The organism is Streptomyces bullii (genome assembly GCF_042657145.1).
GTDB lineage: Bacteria > Actinomycetota > Actinomycetes > Streptomycetales > Streptomycetaceae > Streptomyces > Streptomyces bullii.
On the sequence record NZ_JBHSNY010000005.1, the window covers coordinates 297,321 to 315,925 of the forward strand.

Consider the following 18,605-nt stretch of genomic DNA (forward strand, 5'->3'; position numbering starts at 1 on the left):
GGGGGCAGATAAATCCGTACAGCAGCCAGCAGGCTCATACCCACTATGCGCTAGTGATCATAACTATCCGTGCGTGCGCATCGATCGGCGCACGGCCGCACAAGGGGGCGCATGGCCAATATGGTCGGGTCATGCAGACCGAGCCTGACTCCTTCCCTCGACGGCACGCCCGCACCCAGCGTTTCTCGCTCGGCGCGCCGCGTTCGTTCACCGTGGCGCCCGACGGTTCGCGTGTCGTGTTCCTGCGCTCCAGTTCCGGTACGGACCGGGCGAGTTCGCTGTGGATCCTCGACACGGAGGAGGGCGAGGAGCGCGTGGCCGCGGACCCGCGCGCCCTCCTGGGCGGCGCATCGGAGCACCTCTCGCCCGAGGAGCGGGCGCGGCGCGAGCGCAGCCGCGAGGGCGGCGCGGGCATCGTCGGCTACGCCACCGACGCTACCGTGGAGTTGGCGTCTTTCGCCTTGTCAGGGCGGCTTTTCACGGCCGAGCTGCGGGCCGGTACGGCACGGGAACTCGCCGCCCCGGGGCCGGTGATCGATCCGCGTCCGTCGCCCGACGGACGGCACGTCGCGTACGTCGCGCAGGGCGCCCTGCGGGTCGTCGGCGCCGAGGGCGAGGAGGAACGGGCCCTCGCTGAGCCCGAGTCGGAGAATGTCTCATATGGTCTGGCCGAGTTCATCGCGGCCGAGGAGATGGGACGTTCGCGGGGCTACTGGTGGGCTCCGGAGTCGGACCGGCTGCTGGTGGCGCGCGTGGACGACACGCCGGTGCGCCGGTGGTGGATCTCCGATCCGGCGCATCCGGACCGCGAGCCGCAGCGGGTGGCGTATCCGGCGGCGGGCACGGGCAACGCGGACGTGCGGTTGTTCGTGATCGGCCTGGACGGGGTGCGCACGGAGGTCGCCTGGGACCGGGCGCGGTATCCCTATCTGGCGCATGTTCACTGGTCAGCGGCGGGTGCCCCGCTGCTTCTGGTGCAGGCGCGCGACCAGCGCAGCCAGCTGTTCCTGGCCGTGGACCCGGAGTCGGGGACAACCCGCCTGGTGCACGCGGACGAAGATCCAACATGGCTTGATCTTTTCGCTGGGGTGCCGCGCTGGAGCCCCTCGGGACGGCTGGTGCGCGTCGCGGACGAGGGCGGCGCGCGGGTGCTGACGGTCGGGGATCGCCCGCTGACGGGACCGCAGTTGCACATCCGCGCGGTGCTGGACGTCTCGGACGACGACGTGCTGGTCTCGGCGTCGGCGGGCGAGGCGGCGGCCGAGCCGGAGACGGGCCAGGTGCACGTCTACCGGGTGAACGAGCTCGGGGTGGAGCGGGTGTCCCAGGAACCCGGCGTGCACTCGGCGGTGCGCGCCGGGGGCGTGACCGTCCTGGTCTCCGCCACGCTCGACCGGCCAGGCGCGAGCGTGCGGGTCCTGCGCGACGGACAGCAGGTGGCGACCATCCCCTCGTACGCCGAAGATCCCGGTACGTCCCCGCGCGTGACCCTCACCGAGGGGGGCGCACGCCGCATCCCGTGCGCCGTGCTTATGCCTCGGGACTACGCCGGTGACACCGCGCTCCCGGTTTTGATGGATCCCTACGGCGGTCCGCACGGCCCGCGGGTGCTGGCCGCGCACAATCCGCACCTGACCTCGCAGTGGTTCGCCGACCAGGGTTTCGCGGTGGTCGTCGCCGACGGCCGGGGCACCCCGGGCCGCTCCCCCGCCTGGGAGAAGGCCGTCCACCACGACTTCACCGTGTCGCTGGACGACCAGATCGAGGCGCTCCAGGACCTTGCCAAGACCCACCCCCTCGACCTGTCCCGGGTCGCCATCCGCGGCTGGTCGTACGGCGGTTACCTGGCCGCGCTCGCCGTGCTGCGCCGCCCGGACGTCTTCCACGCCGGCATCGCGGGCGCCCCGGTGACCGACTGGCGGCTGTACGACACGCACTACACGGAGCGGTACCTCGGCGACCCGGCCGAGCACCCGGAGGCGTACGCGAGGAGTTCCCTCGTCACGGACGAGGGCCTGTCCTCCCCCGCCGAGCCGCACCGCCCGCTGATGATCGTGCACGGTCTGGCCGACGACAACGTGGTGGCCGCCCACACGCTGCGCCTGTCCTCGGCCCTGCTGGCCGCCGGCCGCCCGCACGAGGTGCTGCCGCTGTCCGGCGTCACGCACATCACCCCGCAGGAGCAGGTCGCGGAGAATCTGCTGCTGCTTCAGGTCGACTTCTTGAAGCGGGCCTTGGGGACGACCGGCTGAGGGTGGCAACGGGCCGGGGCGACATGGCGCGCCCCGGCCCGTTTACGGCACCCGCACGGCCGTACGCCGTTCAGCGTGCCGCGTCCGTATATCGGGCGCGGGTCGGCGAAGTTGCCTGCATGTTAACGCCGTTCGTGCACATTTGTGCGGCTATGGGCCGTCGACCGGTACGACGAGTCTCTCCTCCGCGAAGTGACAGGCCGAGTCGTGGGCCACCGGCCCGCCCCTTCCCCGGAACTCCGCCGGCGCCTCCAGCGCCGGCGCCTCCAGCGCGCAGCGCTCCCGCGCCTTCCAGCAGCGGGTGCGAAAGCGGCACCCGGAGGGGACGGCGGTCGGGGAGGGCACGTCGCCGGAGAGGATGATCCGCTCCCGGCGCTCGCGCGCCTGCGGGTCGGGCACGGGCACGGCGGACAGCAGCGCCTGGGTGTAGGGGTGCGTCGGATGATCGTAGATCTCGGTGTCCGAGCCGGTCTCCACGATCCGCCCGAGATACATCACCGCGACCCGGTCGGAGATGTGCCGCACGATCGACAGGTCGTGCGCGATGAAGACGTACGAGAGGCCGAACTCGTCCTGGAGCCGCTCCATCAGGTTGACGACCTGCGCCTGGACGGACACGTCCAGCGCGGACACCGGCTCGTCGGCGACGATGACCTCCGGGCGCAGTGCCAACGCCCTGCGATGCCGATGCGTTGCCGCTGCCCGCCGGAGAACTGGTGCGGGTAGCGGTTGACGTGGTCCGGGTCGAGGCCGACCACGTCGAGCAGGTCCTGGACCCGGCGGCGCCGGTCGCCCCGGGGGGCCGCCTCGGGGTGGATGTCGAAGGGCTCGCCGACGATGTCGCCCACCGTCATCCGCGGGTTGAGCGAGGTGTACGGGTCCTGGAAGACCATCTGGATGTCGCGGCGGACCGCCTTGAGGGCCTTGCCGGAGAGCCTGGTGATGTCCTCGCCCCGGAACCGGACCGATCCGGCGGTCGGCCGCTCCAGATTGCACAGCAGTCTGGCGACCGTCGACTTGCCGCAGCCGGACTCGCCGACGATGCCGAGCGTCTCGCCCCGGCCGACCTCGAAGTCCACGCCGTCGACGGCCCTGACCGCGCCGGCCTGCTGCCTGAAGAGGACCCCCCGGGTCAGCGGATAGTGCTTGACCAGGCCGCTGACCTCCAGCACCGGCTCAGCCATACAGGCACTCCCTCCAGAAGTGGCAGGCACTGCCCCGGTTTTCGGAGACCTCGTACCGGGGCGGCGCGTCGGTCCGGCACACGTCCCGGGCCGTCGGGCAGCGGGGGTGGAAGGCGCAGCCCGACGGGATGTCCAGGAGGCTGGGCGGCAGGCCCTTGACGGCGTGCAGCTCCCGGCCCTTGTGGTCCAGGCGCGGGACGGAGTCCAGCAGGCCCCTCGTGTAGGGGTGGGCGGGCGTCTGGTAGATGTCGTGGACCGGGGCCGACTCGACGATCCGGCCCGCGTACATGACGGCGATCCGGTCGGCCACGTCCGCGACCACGCCCAGGTCGTGGGTGATCAGGACGAGCGCCATGCCGTACTCGCGCCGGAGCTCCGCGAGCAGGTCCATCACCTGGGCCTGGACCGTCACGTCGAGGGCGGTGGTCGGCTCGTCGGCGATGATCAGGGCCGGTTCCAGCGCCATCGCCATCGCGATCATGACGCGCTGGCGCATACCGCCGGAGAACTGGTGCGGGTACTGCCTGACCCGTTCCTTCGCCGCCGGGATCCGCACCCGGTCCATCAGTTCGACGGCCTTGGCCCGGGCGTCCTTGCGGGACATGCCCCGGTGCACGACGAACATCTCGCCGAGCTGGTCGCCGACGGAGAGCACGGGGTTCAGCGCGGACAGCGCGTCCTGGAAGATCATCGCCATCCCGGCGCCGCGGATCGCGCGCCGTTCCTCCTCCTTGAGCCGGAGCAGGTCCCGGCCGCGGAAGAGGATCTCCCCGCCGGTGATCCGGCCGGGCGGTGTGTCGAGGATGCCCATGACGGCCTGCGCGGTCACCGACTTGCCGGAGCCGGACTCACCGAGCACGGCCAGCGTCTCGCCCGCGTCCACGCCGTAGCTCACGCCGTTGACGGCCTTGGCGACGCCGTCCCGGGTGCGGAACTCCACGTGCAGGTCGCGCACTTCGAGCAGCATGACGACGGTTCACCTCAGCTTCGGGTCGAGGGCGTCGCGCACCGCGTCGCCGAGCATGATGAACGCCAGGACGGTGACCGCCAGCGCCCCGGAGGGCCACAGCAGCGCGTGCGGGGCGTTGCGGACGTAGGGCGAGGCGGCGGAGATGTCGATCCCCCAGGACACGCTGGGCGGCTTCAGGCCGACGCCGAGGTACGACAGGGTCGCCTCCAGGGCGATGTACGTGCCGAGCGCGATGGTCGCCACGACGATGACCGGCGCCACCGCGTTGGGCGCGATGTGCCGCAGCAGCAGCCGGGTGTTCGAGGCGCCCAGCGCCCGGGCGGCCTGGACGTAGTCGTGCTGCCGCGCGGTGATGACGGAGCCTCGGGCGATGCGGGAGATCTGCGGCCAGCCGAGCAGCACCATGAACCCGATGACCGGCCAGACGGTGTTGCTGGTGACGACGGACAGCAGCACCAGTCCGCCGAGCACGACCGGGACCGCGAAGAAGACGTCGGTGATCCGCGACAGGATCGCGTCCCACACCCCGCCGAAGAACCCGGCGAGCCCGCCGAGGACGCCGCCCAGGACGGCGACGCCGAGCGTGGCCAGGACGCCGACCGTGACGGACGTACGGGCGCCGTGGACGGTGCGGGTGTAGACATCGCAGCCCTGCCCGTCGTACCCGAAGGGATGGCCGGGCTGGGGGCCCTGCCGCGCCTTGGACAGGTCGCACGTCAGCGGGCTGCCGGGGGCGATCAGCGAGGGCCACAGGGAGATGAGGACCAGGAAGAGGATCACCAGGCCCGAGACGACGAAGACCGGGTTGCGGCGCAGGTCGTGCCAGGCGTCGGACCACAGCGAGCGCGGCCTGCTCTGCGGAAGACCGCTGCCCTCCGGGGTGGGGTTCGGCGCCGTCTCCGGGGCCGTCGCCTCGCTCACCGCGAGGTCCGTACGGCCGCCCGTGCCGGTCCCCGCGAGGGCGCGTTCGGGTTCGTACGGCTGCTCAGGCATAGCGGATCCTCGGGTCGAGTACGGCGTACAGGAGGTCGACGAGGAGGTTGGCGACCAGGAAGACGAGGACGAGGACGGTCACGAATCCGACGACGGTCTGGGTGTTCTGGCGGAGGATGCCCTGGTAGAGCTGGTAGCCGACGCCGTGGATGTTGAAGATCCGCTCGGTGACGATCGCGCCGCCCATCAGGGCTCCCACGTCGGCGCCGACGAAGGTGACGACCGGGATGAGCGAGTTGCGCAGCAGGTGCCGGACGATGACGCGACGGCGCGGCAGGCCCTTGGCGACAGCCGTGCGGACGTAGTCCGAACGGAGGTTCTCGGCGATGGAGGTGCGGGTCAGCCGGGTGACGTAGGCGAGGGAGACGGAGGCGAGGACCAGGCCGGGCAGGAGCAGCTCGTCCAAGGGCGCCTCGGAGGACACCGACGGGCTGATCCAGCCCCACTTCACGCCGAGCAGCAGCTGGAGCAGCAGGCCGGTGACGAAGGTGGGCACGGAGATGACGACGAGGGTGAACAGCAGCACCGACGTGTCGACCGGCCGGCCGCGCCGCAGCCCGGTGACGACGCCCAGCGTGACCCCGATGACGACCTCGAAGAGGATCGCGACGACGGTCAGCCGGACGGTGACCGGGAAGGCGGAACCCATCAGCTCGGTGACCTGCTGGCCGTTGAACGCCGTGCCGAAGTCGCCGGCGAAGACGTTCCCCATGTAGGTCAGGTACTGCTGCCAGACGGGCCGGTCGAGGCCGAACTCCCTTCTGAGCTGCGCGGCCGTCGCCGGGTCGCACTCGCGCTCGCCGCACAGGCCCGCGACGGGATCGCCCATCACGTTGACCATGAGGAAGATCAGCAGGGTGGAGCCGACGAAGACCGGGAGCATCTGGAGCAGCCGGCGGACGACGTACCGTCCCATGACGCTGCCTCAGCCGACCTTGATCTGGTCGTAGACGGGGACGCTGAAGGGGTTGAGCCGCACGTCGCTGAGGCGGTCCGACCAGCCGGCGCTGCCGTTCTGGTACCACAGCGGGATGGCCGCCATGTTGTCGCGGACGACCTCCTCGGCCTGCTGGAACAAGGCGGCGGCCCGGGCCGGGTCGGTCTCCTCGTTGGCCCGGTCGACGAGCTCGTCGAACTCATCGCTGGACCACTTGCCGTCGTTGGAGGAGGCGTTGGTGTAGTACAGCGGCTGGAGGAAGTTCTGGATCAGCGGGTAGTCCATCTGCCAGCCGGCGCGGAACGGGCCGCTCATCTTGCGGTGGGTGATCCGGTTGCGGAAGTCGGCGAAGGTGCCGACCGGGTTGCCGACGCAGGCGCGGTCGTCGCCGAGCGCGTTGTTGACGCTGTTGCAGACGGCGTCGACCCACTGCTTGTGGGAGCCGGTGTCCGCGTTGTACGTGATCTTGAGCTGCCCACCGGGCAGGCCGCCGCCCTCCTCGATGAGCTTCTTGGCCCGGTCGGGCCGGTAGGCGCAGGCCTCGCCGCACAGACCGTCGCGGTAGCCGCCGTCCTCGCCGAGGACCGGGGAGGTCCAGTCAGTGGCCGGTGTGCGGGTCCTGGCGAAGATCGTGTCGGTGATCTGCGCGCGGTTGATCGCCATGGACAGGCCCGTGCGGACCTTCTCCATGCCCGGCTTGTTCCAGTTCCTGTCGTAGAAGGGGAAGGCGAGGGTCTGGATGATGCCGGCCGGGGTGTTGAGGTAGCGGTCGCCGAGGTCGCCGCGGACGTTCCTGAGCTGGGCGGCGGGCACGTCGTCGACCAGGTCGAGGTTGCCGGCCATCAGGTCGGTGTAGGCGGTGTTGTTGTCGGTGTAGACCTTCAGGTCGACACCGCCGTTGAGTGCCTTGTCGGGGCCGGGGTAGGCGTCCCACTTCCGCAGGGACATCCTCGAGCCCTTGACGTACGACTGGACGAGGTACGGCCCGTTGCCGACCGGATTGCTGACCCAGGCTTCGTGGTCGTCGAAGAAGGCGGGGGGCAGCGGGGCGAAGGCGTTGTAGCCGAGGGTGTCGGGGAAGCCGGAGAACCTCTGGCTGAGCCGGACGGTGAAGGTCCGCTCGCCGGTGACCTTCAGACCGGCGAGCGTGGCGGCGGACTGCTTGCCGCCGTCCTCGGGGTGGACCTCGTCGTAGCCGTCGATGTAGCTGAAGAAGTAGGCGTTGCGCTGGTTGCTCCGCAGACTCGCGCCGTAGTTCCACGCGTCCACGAAGGACCGGGCGGTGACCTTCTCGCCGTTGCTGAAGGTCCAGCCGTCCTTGACGGTGATGGTGTAGTTCTGCGAGTCACTCGTCTCGATCCTCTCGGCGAGCATGTCCTCGGCGGCGCCGGTCTCGGGGTCGTAGCGCTTGAGTCCCCGGAAGATCATGTCGAGGACCTTGCCGCCCTGCACCTCGTTGGTGTTGGCCGGCTCCAGCGGGTTCTGCGGGTCACCCCAGGAGGCGCTGAGCACCGCGTCGGCGTCGCCGCCCGTGCCACCGTCCCCACCTCCGCAGGCCGTCGCCGCGAGCGCTGCCGCCACCGCGCAAGCGGCCCATCGGGCGTGCGTGGCTCCGCGCATGGAGTGCCTCCTTCATGACCTCTTGGCCGCGCCGTGCACCAGCGCCTGGACGCTGATCCTTTACGGGCCAATATCGGCGCAAAGGGGTCACATCGCACATGTGCCGGGCCTGTGGGGGCGGGACTCCCACCGGATGTACGTATGCCGGGGTGGGCGCGCGGGCCGGGCCGGCCCGGTGGGGCCCCGGGGCCGGGGAGTCGGGTGGGCTGGTGAACTCGGTGGGCTGGGGCGCAGCGTGGGCCGTCATAGGCAGCGTGGGTCACTGGCGGGGCCGCTGGGCTGGGTGGGTCCGGTGAGCCGGTGGGCCGGTGAGCCGGTGGGCTGGGGGGCTGGAGGCTCTGTTGGCTGGTGGGCCGCCTGGGCCCGGTGGGCCAGGGGCCCTGTGGGCCGGGGTAGCCGTGGGCCAAGGGGCGGGGTGGGCCCGGTAGGCCCCGTGGCCAAGTAGGCCCGGTCGATCCCGTGTGCCGCATGGGCCCGGTGGGTCCGGTCGCGTCACGCGGGCCAGGGGCCCGGTGGGCGCGTGGCCACGTGGGCATGGTGGGCCTGGTGGGCCTGGTGGGCCTGTTGGCCACGTGGAACCACTGGGCCGACTGGCCCGTGGGCCATGCGGGCCCGGTGGGCCGTATGGGCCCGGGGCCATGTGGGCCCGGTGGGCCGTATGGGCCCGGGGCCATGTGGGCCCGTGGGCCGTATGGGCTCGGTGGGCCCGCATGGGCCTTGGGTCATATGAGACCGGTGGCCGGGAGCCGCGTGCGCCAGGGGCCGCGGGGGCCAGTGGGCCAGTGGCCTCGGTGGGCCGGTGGGCCGGTGGGCCGGGCCGGGTAGCCGACGTGGGCCAAGGGGCCAGCGTGGACCGGGTGGGCCCGGTCGGGCCGCGCGGGCCAGGAGCCCCGTGGGCCGGGCGGGCCGGAGGCCACGGGGGTCGGGAGCCGCGTGCGCCGGGAGCCACGAGGGCCAGGGTGCCGCGTGGGCCGGGCGGGCCAAGCGGGCCGGGTGGGCCCGGTCGGGCCGCGCGGGCCAGGAGCCCCGTGGGCCGGGCGGGCCGGAGGCCACGGGGATCGGGAACCGCGGGTCGGGAGCCGCGTGCGCCGGGAGCCACGAGGGCCAAGGTGCCGCGTGGGCCGGGTCTGGTCCGCGGGCCCTCCTCGCGGAGAGCGGGGCCCCGCCCCGTCCTCTCCGGCCCCGCACCCGCACGTGGGGTGCCGGAAAACGCCGGTTCCCGGCACCCCAGGTGCGGGGGCCGGGAACGTGAGGTGTGCCGTGCGGCCGTCAGGCCGCGTGCACCACGTCCTTCTCCTCGGCGAAGTGGCAGGCCGACTCGTGGGCCGCCGGGGAGTCCGAGCCCTGGAAGCGCTCGGGGATCGCCAGCAGCGGGACCTCCTCGGCGCACTTGTCCTGCGCCTTCCAGCAGCGGGTGCGGAAGCGGCAGCCCGAGGGCGGGTTGGCCGGGGACGGGACGTCACCGGTGAGGATGATCCGCTCGCGCCCCTCGCGGGCGTCCGGGTCCGGGACCGGGACGGCGGAGAGCAGCGCCTGGGTGTAGGGGTGCGTGGGGTGGTCGTAGATCTCGGTGTCGGTGCCGATCTCGGCCATCTTCCCGAGGTACATCACCCCGACGCGGTCGGAGATGTGCCGGACGATCGACAGGTCGTGCGCGATGAAGAGGTAGGACAGGTTGAACTCGTCCTGCAGCTTCTCCATCAGGTTGACGACCTGCGCCTGGACGGAGACGTCCAGCGCCGACACCGGCTCGTCGCAGATGATGATCTCGGGGTTCAGGGCCAGGCCACGGGCGATGCCGATGCGCTGGCGCTGGCCGCCGGAGAACTGGTGCGGGTACCGGTTGATGTACTCCGGGTTCAGGCCGACCACGTCCAGCAGCTCCTGGACCTTGCGGCGCCGGTCGCCCTTCGGGGCCACCTCGGGGTGGATGTCGAAGGGCTCCCCGATGATGTCGCCCACCGTCATCCGCGGGTTGAGCGAGGTGTACGGGTCCTGGAACACCATCTGGATGTTGCGGCGGACCGCCTTCAGGGCGCGCCCGGACAGCTTGGTGATGTCCTGGCCCTTGTAGAAGATCTCGCCCGCGGTCGCCGTCTCCAACATCATCAGCAGCTTGGCGACGGTGGACTTGCCGCAGCCGGACTCGCCCACGATGCCGAGGGTCTCACCCTGGTAGAGGTCGAAGGAGACCCCGTCCACGGCCTTGACCGCGCCGATCTGACGCTTGAACAGGATGCCCTGGGTCAGCGGGAAGTGCTTGACCAGGTTGCGGACCTGGAGGATCGGCTCGCCGCGCTCGACGGGGGCCTCGATGGCGGCCACGGCCTCCTCGTCGGAGGCGGCCTCGACCGTCTCGACCTCGGTGACGTTGGGGGTGGCGTCCATGGCCTCGTCCGTCTTTTCCAGGTCAGCCATGGATCGTCTCCTTCCAGAAGTGGCACGCGCTGCCGCGGCCGGGGAGCTCGCCGCCGTCCCGCTCGGTGACCGGGTGCAGCGCCGGGACGTCCGTACGGCAGATGTCCTGGGCCTGCGGGCAGCGCGGGTTGAAGGCGCAGCCGGACGGGATGCGGGTGAGGTTGGGCGGCAGGCCCTTGATCGCGTACAGCTCCTGGCCCTTCTGGTCCAGGCGCGGGATCGAGTCGAGCAGGCCCTTGGTGTAGGGGTGCGCGGGCCGCTTGTACAGCTCGTGCACCGGGGCGGTCTCCACGATCCGGCCCGCGTACATCACGGCGATCTTGTCCGCGACGTCGGCGACGACGCCGAGGTCGTGGGTGATCAGGATGAGGCCCATGTTGTACTCGCGCTGGAGTTCCGCGAGCAGATCCATCACCTGGGCCTGGACCGTCACGTCGAGGGCCGTGGTCGGCTCGTCGGCGATGATCAGGTCCGGCTCCAGGGCGAGCGCCATGGCAATCATGATGCGCTGGCGCATACCGCCGGAGAACTGGTGGGGGTAGTCGCCCACCCGCTCCCTGGCGGCCGGGATCTTCACCCGGTCCATCAGCTCGATGGCCTTGGCCTTGGCTTCCTTCTTGCTCAGGCCCTGGTGGACGCGGAACATCTCGCCGAGCTGGTAGCCGACGCTCAGGACCGGGTTCAGCGAGGACAGCGCGTCCTGGAAGATCATGGCGATGTGCCGGCCGCGGATCTTGCGGCGCTCCTCGGCGGACATCTTCAGCATGTCCTGGCCGCGGAAGAAGATCTCGCCCTGCGGGATCCTCGCGGGCGGCATGTCGAGGATGCCCATGATGGCCTGGGCGGTGACGGACTTGCCGGAGCCGGACTCGCCGAGCACGGCGAGCGTCTCGCCCGCGGAGACGGAGTAGTTGACGCCGTTGACGGCCTTGGCGACCCCGTCGCGGGTGTGGAACTCCACGTGCAGGTCGCGGACTTCCAGCAGCGGGCGCCCGGCGTCCCCCGAGCCGTCCGGGGCGGGCCTCTCGGCCACTTCATCGATGATGGTCACGTACGCCTCCCTCAGCGCAGCTTGGGGTCGAGGGCGTTGCGGACCGCATCGCCGAACATCAGGAACGAGAGCACCGTGATCGAGACCATCACCGACGGGATGATCAGGGTGTGCGGGGCGATACGGAGCTGCTCGCGTCCACGGGCCACGTCGCCGCCCCAGGATATCGCCGAGTCACCGAGACCCACGCCCAGGAAGGACAGGGTGGCCTCGGCCGCGATGTAGCCGCCGAGCGCGATGGTCGCCACGACGATGATGGGCGCGAGCGCGTTGGGCAGGATGTGCCGGAACAGGATGCGGGACGTCGAGGCGCCGAGTGCCTTGGCGGCCACCACGTAGTCCGACTGCTTGATGGTGATCACGGCACCGCGGGCGACACGGGCGATCTGGGTCCAGCCGAGGAAGGCGAGGGCCATGATGACGACCCAGACGGTGCGGTTGTCGAAGGAGTTGAGCACCACCAGGGCGCCGAGCAGGAACGGGATGCCGAGGAAGATGTCGGTCAGCCGCGAGAGCAGGGTGTCGGTCCAGCCGCCGAAGTAGCCGGCGATCATGCCGATGACCGTGCCGAGAATGGTGACGGCGATGGTGACACCCACACCGACGGTGATCGAGGCGCGGGCACCGTAGACGACACGCGCGTAGATCGAACGGCCCTGGACGTCGTAGCCGAACCAGTCCGCGGCGAAGACGTGCCCCCAGTTCGGCTTGCCGAGGTAGTGCTTGGCCAGATCGGCGTCGCGCGGCGAGGCGCTGGTGAACAGTCCCGGCCAGATCGCCATCAGCAGCAGGAACAGGATCAGCACGGCCGATATCACGAACAGCGGGTTGCGCCGCAGGTCGTGCCAGGCGTCGGACCACAGGCTGCGCGCCTTGTCGGGAGCCGGGCCGGAGTCGGTCACGACCACGCCCGCGGTGCTCACGGTGTCACCGGGAAGGGCTTCGACCTTCTTCTCGACGGTCTTGTCAGGCATACCGGATCCTCGGGTCCAGGACCGCGTAGAGCAGGTCGACGATCAGGCTGGCGGCGAGGTAGATGAGCACCATCAGCGAGGCGATGCCCACGACCGTGGCGCCCTCGCGCCGGGTGAGCGCGTCGTAGACCTCGAGGCCGACACCCCGCACATTGAAGATGCCCTCGGTCACGATGGCTCCGGTCATCAGGCTGCCGATCTCGATACCGAGGAAGGTGACCACGGGGATCAGCGAGTTGCGCACCAGGTGGACACCGATGATGCGGCGGCGCGGCAGTCCCTTGGCCACAGCGGTGCGCATGTAGTCGGAACGCAGGTTCTCCGCGATCGACGTGCGGGTCAACCGGGCCACGTAGGCGAGGGAGAGCGACGCCAGCACGATGGCGGGGAGCACGAGCTGGGAGAAGTCCGTCGAGTCGGTCACGGTGGGCGTGGTGAGCTGCCACTTGAACGCGAACTGGTACTGCAGCAGGAAGCCCAGCACGAAGGACGGCATCGAGACGAGGAACAGCGTCAGCGTCAGCAGTCCGCGGTCCCGCAGCGTGTCGGGGCGCAGCCCGGCGACGAGGCCGAGGCCGATGCCCACGAGCGAGACGAAAGTGAAGGCGAAGAGCGTCAGCCTGATCGTCACCGGGAACGCATCGAGGATGATGTCCTTGATGGGCCGCTGACTGGCGATCTGCGTACCGAAGTCGCCCTGGAACAGCCCGGTCATGTAGTTCACGTACTGCTGAAGGAGCGGCTGATCGAGGCCGAGTTCCTTCTTGATGCTCGCGACCACCGCCGGGTCGTACGCCTGATCCCCCATCATCGCCCGGACGGGATCGCCGGGCAGGGCGTACATCATGCAGAAGATGATCAAGGTTGACCCGATGAACACCGGGATCATCTGGAGCAGTCGTCGTGCGACATAGCGCCCCATAGGTGCCTCCGTGAGGGGTTAACGCAGGTGCGGGGGCCGTCTCCTGGTGATGAGACGGCCCCCCGCACCTCCCGCCGCCGCCTGAAACGGCGGCGGGCTTACGGCCGAGTGGGAAGAGCCCGGAAGGCTCCTCTTACTTGGTGGTGACGGCCCACACTTCGAGGTCACCGTGGAAGTCGACGTTGACGTTGTCGACGTTCTTACCGTGGCCGCCGTTGATGCGGTAGTACCAGAGCGGGATGGCCGGCATGTGCTCGACCAGCTTCTTCTCGACCTCCTGGAAGGCCTTCACCGACTCGTCCAGGGACTTGGCCTTGTCCGCCTTGTTCATCAGCGAGTCGATCTCCTTGTTGGAGAAGCGACCGTTGTTGGCCTCGGCGGTGGAGTGGTACAGCTCCTTCATGAAGTTGGCGTTGACCGGGTAGTCGGCGACCCAGCCACCGCGGTACATGCCCTTCACCTGGTCGTTGTCACGGGCCTCGAGGTCCGTGGCGAAGTCCGGCTTCGGGTCGCCGACGCACTCGACGCCGGTGGCCTTGCGGATGGACTCGCAGACCGCGGTCACCCACTCCTTGTGCCCACCGTCGGTGTTGTACTGGATGGTGAACTTGTTGCCCGGAACGCCGCCGCCCTCTTGGATGAGCTGCTTGGCCTTCGTCGGGTTGTACGTGAACACGTCGGTGTCCAGGTTCTGGTAGCCCTTGACGCCCGGGGGCGTGAAGCCCTTGGCCGGCGTGCGGGTGTTGTTCAGAACCGTCTTGGTGATCGTGTCGCGGTCGATCGCCATCGACAGACCCTGCAGGACCTTCGGGTCGATGCCCTTGAAGGTCTTGGAGTAGAACGCCGGGGTCAGCGTCTGAATGGCCGCGTACGGCTGCTCGATGGCGCCGTCGCCCAGGTCCTGCTTGTACTTCGGCAGGTCCGTCGGGCCGACCTGGCGGATCATGTCCAGGTTGCCGGAGACGACGTCCTTGTAGGCGGCCTCGAGCGTCGTGTAGGCCTTGAACTGGACGCCCTTGTTCTTCGCCTTGTTCGGGCCCTTGTAGTCGTCCCAGGCCTTGACCTGGATGAGCTTCTTGTGGTCCCACTTCTCGAAGGTGTAGGGACCGTTGCCGATCGGCTTCTGACCGAAGGCCTTCGGGTCGTCGTAGAAGACCTTGGGCAGCGGAGCCCACGTGGTGTAGCCGAGCTTGTAGTTGAAGTACGGCATCGTGTACTTCAGCTCGATGGTGAAGGTGTGGTCGTCCACGGCCTTCAGACCGGACATCGTGTCGGCCTTCGGCTCGCCCTTCTCCGGGTGGACGTCGTCGTAGCCCTTGATGTCCTGGAACCAGAAGGAGTTCTGCTGGTTGTTCTTGATGTTGGCGTACCAGTTCCAAGCGTCGATGTACGACTTGGAGGTGACTTCTTCGCCGTTGTGGAACTTCCAGCCCTTCTTGAGCTTGACCGTCCACGTCTTGGAGTCATCGGTGGTGACCGACTCCGCGTTCGTGTAGACGATGTCACCCTTGGCGTCGAAGTCCAGCAGCTGGGTGAAGAGGGACTGGATGACGTACGAGCCGTTGCTCTCGTTGGTGTCAGCCGGGATCAGCGGCTTCTGCGGCTCGCCGACGTCGATCGAGACGTAGCCCGCGGGTCCGGAACCCTTGGTTTCGCCCTCACCGTTACCGTCGCCGCCGCAGGCGGTGGCGGCCAGGGCGACGACTATCGCCCCCGCGACCCACTTGGCGCTCTTGGCACCGCGCATGGGTTCCTCCTCATGAGTCATTGGTTCACCGCAAAGGGAGCACACGACAGACCACCGCCACCGCCCGTCGCCGGTGCCGGAGATAGTCAGGTGCCCCCGCGCTCGTGAGTCGGCGCCGCCTCCAGCGCGTGACCCGTTCATCCGAGCTCTACGCGCCTAACTATCTGCCATGCGCCAGAGCCGAACCACACCCACGAGGTCTCGGTTCGATCACAGCTGAAGCCAACATCTTCCAAAATCCGGACAAAGGGTTTGGTGAAAGATCCCTGCGAAACGGACTTGTTACACATCTATCGGTGGCAGGTGTCCGCATTCCGGACGCTTGAGAGAGAAAAATGAATTGCGAGTAGCGTGGCCGCCGTGCAGAGTCCGTTCGGGACCCGTCGGCTTCCAACCCGCTTTCAGGGAAAGGCTGTTCGGTCTCCGGCGCCGAGCGCCTGAGCCGGGACGGCGGACACACCGTCACGAGCCATTTCCGCAGCAGGGTAATCGGACCTCTGCGCCCCTGACGGCCCACGCGGGCAAATCGAGGGTTTTCCCTACCCGCGCGTTTGCGCACCCTCCCCCACCGCTGTCCGCACGGCCTGCCCGGCGGCTTCCCGCACGACCTCCCGAACGGCGACGGCCGCGCCGGGCACCCCTCGCGGGATACCGGCGCGGCCGTGGCGCAGCGGGTGTCAGGCGTGCTTGGCGCGGCTCGCGGCCCGCGCGCGCTCACGCTGGTCCAGGACGACCTTGCGGATGCGCACGGCCTCCGGGGTGACCTCGACGCACTCGTCGTCGCGGCAGAACTCCAGGGACTGCTCCAGCGACAGCTTGCGCGGCGGGACGATCGACTCCGTCACATCGGCCGTCGACGACCGCATGTTGGTGAGCTTCTTCTCCTTGGTGATGTTGACGTCCATGTCGTCGGAGCGGGAGTTCTCGCCGACGATCATGCCCTCGTACACCTCGGTGCCGGGCTCGACGAACAGCACGCCGCGCTCCTGGAGGTTGGTCATCGCGAACGCGGTGACGGCGCCGGAGCGGTCGGCGACCAGGGAGCCGTTGTTACGGGTCTGGAGCGGGCCGAACCAGGGCTCGAAGCCCTCGTGGATGGAGTGCGCGATGCCGGTGCCGCGGGTCTGCGTCAGGAACTCCGTACGGAAGCCGATGAGACCGCGGGAGGGCACGACGAACTCCATGCGGACCCAGCCGGAGCCGTGGTTGGACATGTTGTCCATCCGGCCCTTGCGGACGCCCATGAGCTGCGTGACCGCGCCCATGTGCTCCTCGGGCACGTCGACCGTCATGCGCTCGACCGGCTCGTAGACCTTGCCGTCGATCTCGCGGGTGACGACCTGCGGCTTGCCCACGGTCAGCTCGTAGCCCTCGCGGCGCATGGTCTCGACGAGGATGGCGAGGGCCAGCTCGCCGCGGCCCTGCACCTCCCAGGCGTCGGGCCGGTCGGTGTCCAGGACGCGGAGGCTGACGTTGCCGATCAGCTCGCGGTCCAGGCGGTCCTTGACCTGGCGGGCGGTGACCTTGCGGTCCTTGACGGCCGCCTTCGCGTCGGCGCCCTTGCCGGTGCCGCCGCGGCCGACCAGCGGCGAGGTGTTCGTGCCGATGGTCATGGAGATGGCCGGCTCGTCGACCGTGATCAGCGGCAGCGCGACCGGGTTCTCCGGGTCGGCGAGGGTCTCACCGATCATGATGTCCGGGATACCGGCCACGGCGCAGATGTCACCCGGCCCGGCCTTCTCGGCCGGCTTGCGGGTGAGGGCCTCGGTCATCATCAGCTCGGAGATGCGGACGTTGGAGACCGAGCCGTCGCGCTTCATCCAGGCGACCGTCTGTCCCTTCTTCAGCTCGCCCTGGTGGACGCGCAGCAGGGCGATACGGCCGAGGAAGTTGTCGGCGTCGAGGTTGGTGACGTGGGCCTGGAGCGGGGAGCCCTCGTCGTAGGTGGGGGCCGGGATGTGCTCCAGGATCGTGGAGAAGAACGGCTCCAGCGAGTCGGAGTCGCCCGGGACCGTGCCGTCCTCCGGCTTGGTCAGCGAGGCGACGCCGTCGCGGCCGCAGGCGTAGACGATCGGGAACTCGATCTGCTCCTCGTCGGCGTCCAGGTCGAGGAAGAGGTCGTAGGTCTCGTTGACGACCTCGTCGATCCGGGAGTCCGGCCGGTCCGTCTTGTTGATGCACAGGATGATCGGCAGCCGCTGCTGGAGCGCCTTGCGCAGCACGAAGCGGGTCTGCGGCAGCGGGCCCTCGGAGGCGTCCACCAGCAGCACCACACCGTCGACCATCGACAGACCGCGCTCGACCTCGCCGCCGAAGTCGGCGTGGCCGGGGGTGTCGATGATGTTGATGGTGATCGGGTCCCCGCCGTCCTTGGGGTGGTACTTCACCGCCGTGTTCTTGGCGAGGATCGTGATGCCCTTCTCACGCTCCAGGTCGTTCGAGTCCATCATGCGGTCGTCGACGGAGTCGAGCTGGTGAGCGGCGAAGGCGCCGGCCTGCTTGAGCATGCCGTCGACGATGGTGGTCTTGCCGTGGTCGACGTGGGCGACGATGGCGACGTTGCGGATGTCGTGGCGCGTGGCCATAAGTAGGCGTACTCCCGGAGTGCTGAGGAATGCCCTGCGCTGGCGTCGGTGGTGCGCGGGCCCTGCCGGGCTGAACATGCCACGGCCTCACCCCATGGTACGGGTGCGCGGCCGCTGGGCTGTGCCGGGATACGTCGGTGCAGCTCAGGGGCCCTGTGAGGGCTTGTCGCCGGTGCCGGGCGACGGGTTACCCGCAGGAGCGCGCCGCAGCCTCGCGGGCGAGGCCCGTCTCGGGGGGCTCGGTGCAGTCGAGGAGGCCGCCGATGTCGACCGTCCAGTTCCGCGCGTGGCCCGTCGTGGTCCTTCCGTCGGGGCAGGTGTAGCGGAAGTCCGCCGCGACGTACCTCACCCCGGCGTACTGGACGAACTCGCCTGCGGCACCAGGGGAGGAGCGGTCGTCGTCGAGGTCCGGGGCGGAGGCGTCCAGGTCGGTGAACGCCCAGGTGTCCCCCGCCTCCGCCAGGGTGCGTGCGTCGGATTCGATCTCGCCGATCTTCTTGCCCAGAGAGAAGAGGACCTCGGCGGCTGCCGGCGCCGGACCGTCGGCCCGTACCGACGGGCGAGGGGTGTACACCCGCTCGACGGGGTTGCGCAGGGTGCCACCGCCCGTGCCCAGCCGCTCCGGCTTCGAGACGCCGGTCAGCCGGTCCCGCCGCGTCACGTGGGACCACGTGTACGTCCCGTCAGCACAGGCCGTGGCCGCGGCCCCGCCGGAGTCACCCGTCCGGCCGGCCCCGGCCCTGGTGTCCTTGCCGCCGCCCGAGTCGCTCGTGCAGGCCGTCAGGGCCGCGACCAGGGCCGCGGTGGTCAGTGCCGCCGCCATGGACCGTCGTGCGGTGCCGCGCATCCGCCGGCTCCCCTTCCCCCTGTACGGCCGCCCGGCGTCCGCACCATGATCGTGAGGTGTTTCATGGTGGGGGCGCCGGGCGGGGGTGGCAAGCGTTTTGAGTTC

The 18,605-nt window shown here is 69.7% G+C and carries 12 protein-coding genes and 1 pseudogene; 1 reads left to right on the forward strand and 12 read right to left on the reverse strand.

Going from position 1 to position 18,605, the window contains the following annotated elements; translation table 11 throughout:
• Positions 1 to 131: 131 nt before the first annotated feature.
• Positions 132 to 2,252: a S9 family peptidase gene (locus tag ACFPZJ_RS16050; protein WP_381021704.1), complete on the forward strand. Its 2,121-nt coding sequence runs from the start codon at positions 132 to 134 to the stop codon at positions 2,250 to 2,252.
• 150 nt (positions 2,253 to 2,402) lie between these two features.
• Here the strand turns inward: ACFPZJ_RS16050 and ACFPZJ_RS16055 are convergent.
• The 12 genes and pseudogenes from ACFPZJ_RS16055 to ACFPZJ_RS16110 all read right to left on the reverse strand — a co-directional run bounded on the left by ACFPZJ_RS16055 (position 2,403) and on the right by ACFPZJ_RS16110 (position 18,500).
• Positions 2,403 to 3,436, reverse strand: a pseudogene (locus ACFPZJ_RS16055) (ABC transporter ATP-binding protein).
• Complete coding sequence (locus ACFPZJ_RS16060; protein WP_381021706.1) at positions 3,429 to 4,403, reverse strand: ABC transporter ATP-binding protein; 975 nt, start codon at positions 4,401 to 4,403, stop codon at positions 3,429 to 3,431. Before ACFPZJ_RS16060 ends, ACFPZJ_RS16055 begins: the two are co-directional and overlap by 8 nt.
• A 9-nt stretch (positions 4,404 to 4,412) precedes the next feature.
• Positions 4,413 to 5,399, reverse strand: coding sequence for an ABC transporter permease (locus tag ACFPZJ_RS16065; RefSeq protein WP_381021708.1), 987 nt, complete (start codon positions 5,397 to 5,399; stop codon positions 4,413 to 4,415).
• The gene (locus tag ACFPZJ_RS16070; protein ID WP_381021710.1) at positions 5,392 to 6,315 is read right to left on the reverse strand and encodes an ABC transporter permease; all 924 of its coding nucleotides are present in this window, start codon (positions 6,313 to 6,315) and stop codon (positions 5,392 to 5,394) included. The genes ACFPZJ_RS16065 and ACFPZJ_RS16070 overlap by 8 nt, the downstream gene beginning before the upstream one ends.
• Positions 6,316 to 6,324: 9 nt before the next feature.
• Positions 6,325 to 7,956, reverse strand: a complete 1,632-nt coding sequence (locus tag ACFPZJ_RS16075) for a peptide ABC transporter substrate-binding protein (protein ID WP_381021712.1) — start codon at positions 7,954 to 7,956, stop codon at positions 6,325 to 6,327.
• A gap of 1,269 nt (positions 7,957 to 9,225) precedes the next feature.
• Positions 9,226 to 10,374, reverse strand: coding sequence for an ABC transporter ATP-binding protein (locus ACFPZJ_RS16080; RefSeq protein ID WP_381021714.1), 1,149 nt, complete (start codon positions 10,372 to 10,374; stop codon positions 9,226 to 9,228).
• Positions 10,367 to 11,425, reverse strand: a complete 1,059-nt coding sequence (locus ACFPZJ_RS16085; RefSeq protein WP_381021715.1) for an ABC transporter ATP-binding protein — start codon at positions 11,423 to 11,425, stop codon at positions 10,367 to 10,369. The genes ACFPZJ_RS16080 and ACFPZJ_RS16085 overlap by 8 nt, the downstream gene beginning before the upstream one ends.
• An 11-nt stretch (positions 11,426 to 11,436) precedes the next feature.
• Complete coding sequence (locus tag ACFPZJ_RS16090) at positions 11,437 to 12,399, reverse strand: ABC transporter permease (RefSeq protein ID WP_381021716.1); 963 nt, start codon at positions 12,397 to 12,399, stop codon at positions 11,437 to 11,439.
• Entirely contained in the window at positions 12,392 to 13,321 is a 930-nt protein-coding gene (locus ACFPZJ_RS16095; protein WP_381021718.1) for an ABC transporter permease, read from the reverse strand. Before ACFPZJ_RS16095 ends, ACFPZJ_RS16090 begins: the two co-directional genes overlap by 8 nt.
• 133 nt (positions 13,322 to 13,454) lie before the next feature.
• Positions 13,455 to 15,068, reverse strand: coding sequence for a peptide ABC transporter substrate-binding protein (locus ACFPZJ_RS16100; RefSeq protein ID WP_381021719.1), 1,614 nt, complete (start codon positions 15,066 to 15,068; stop codon positions 13,455 to 13,457).
• A gap of 677 nt (positions 15,069 to 15,745) precedes the next feature.
• On the reverse strand, positions 15,746 to 17,653 hold the full coding sequence (gene typA, locus ACFPZJ_RS16105; RefSeq protein WP_381021721.1) for a translational GTPase TypA: 1,908 nt from the start codon (positions 17,651 to 17,653) through the stop codon (positions 15,746 to 15,748).
• A 187-nt stretch (positions 17,654 to 17,840) separates the two neighbouring features.
• A complete protein-coding gene (locus ACFPZJ_RS16110) occupies positions 17,841 to 18,500 on the reverse strand; it encodes a hypothetical protein (RefSeq protein ID WP_381021722.1) in 660 nt (219 codons plus the stop codon).
• Positions 18,501 to 18,605: the final 105 nt, after the last annotated feature.

What these genes read in the sequence shown, in the direction of transcription:
- ACFPZJ_RS16095 (WP_381021718.1), bottom strand. Translation starts at nt 13,321, where the DNA reads ATGGGGCGCTATGTCGCACGACGACTGCTCCAGATGATCCCGGTGTTC.
- ACFPZJ_RS16110 (WP_381021722.1), bottom strand. Translation starts at nt 18,500, where the DNA reads ATGCGCGGCACCGCACGACGGTCCATGGCGGCGGCACTGACCACCGCG.
- typA (WP_381021721.1), bottom strand. Translation starts at nt 17,653, where the DNA reads ATGGCCACGCGCCACGACATCCGCAACGTCGCCATCGTCGCCCACGTC.
- ACFPZJ_RS16065 (WP_381021708.1), bottom strand. Translation starts at nt 5,399, where the DNA reads ATGCCTGAGCAGCCGTACGAACCCGAACGCGCCCTCGCGGGGACCGGC.
- ACFPZJ_RS16070 (WP_381021710.1), bottom strand. Translation starts at nt 6,315, where the DNA reads ATGGGACGGTACGTCGTCCGCCGGCTGCTCCAGATGCTCCCGGTCTTC.
- ACFPZJ_RS16100 (WP_381021719.1), bottom strand. Translation starts at nt 15,068, where the DNA reads ATGCGCGGTGCCAAGAGCGCCAAGTGGGTCGCGGGGGCGATAGTCGTC.
- ACFPZJ_RS16090 (WP_381021716.1), bottom strand. Translation starts at nt 12,399, where the DNA reads ATGCCTGACAAGACCGTCGAGAAGAAGGTCGAAGCCCTTCCCGGTGAC.
- ACFPZJ_RS16075 (WP_381021712.1), bottom strand. Translation starts at nt 7,956, where the DNA reads ATGCGCGGAGCCACGCACGCCCGATGGGCCGCTTGCGCGGTGGCGGCA.
- ACFPZJ_RS16060 (WP_381021706.1), bottom strand. Translation starts at nt 4,403, where the DNA reads ATGCTGCTCGAAGTGCGCGACCTGCACGTGGAGTTCCGCACCCGGGAC.
- ACFPZJ_RS16080 (WP_381021714.1), bottom strand. Translation starts at nt 10,374, where the DNA reads ATGGCTGACCTGGAAAAGACGGACGAGGCCATGGACGCCACCCCCAAC.
- ACFPZJ_RS16050 (WP_381021704.1), top strand. Translation starts at nt 132, where the DNA reads ATGCAGACCGAGCCTGACTCCTTCCCTCGACGGCACGCCCGCACCCAG.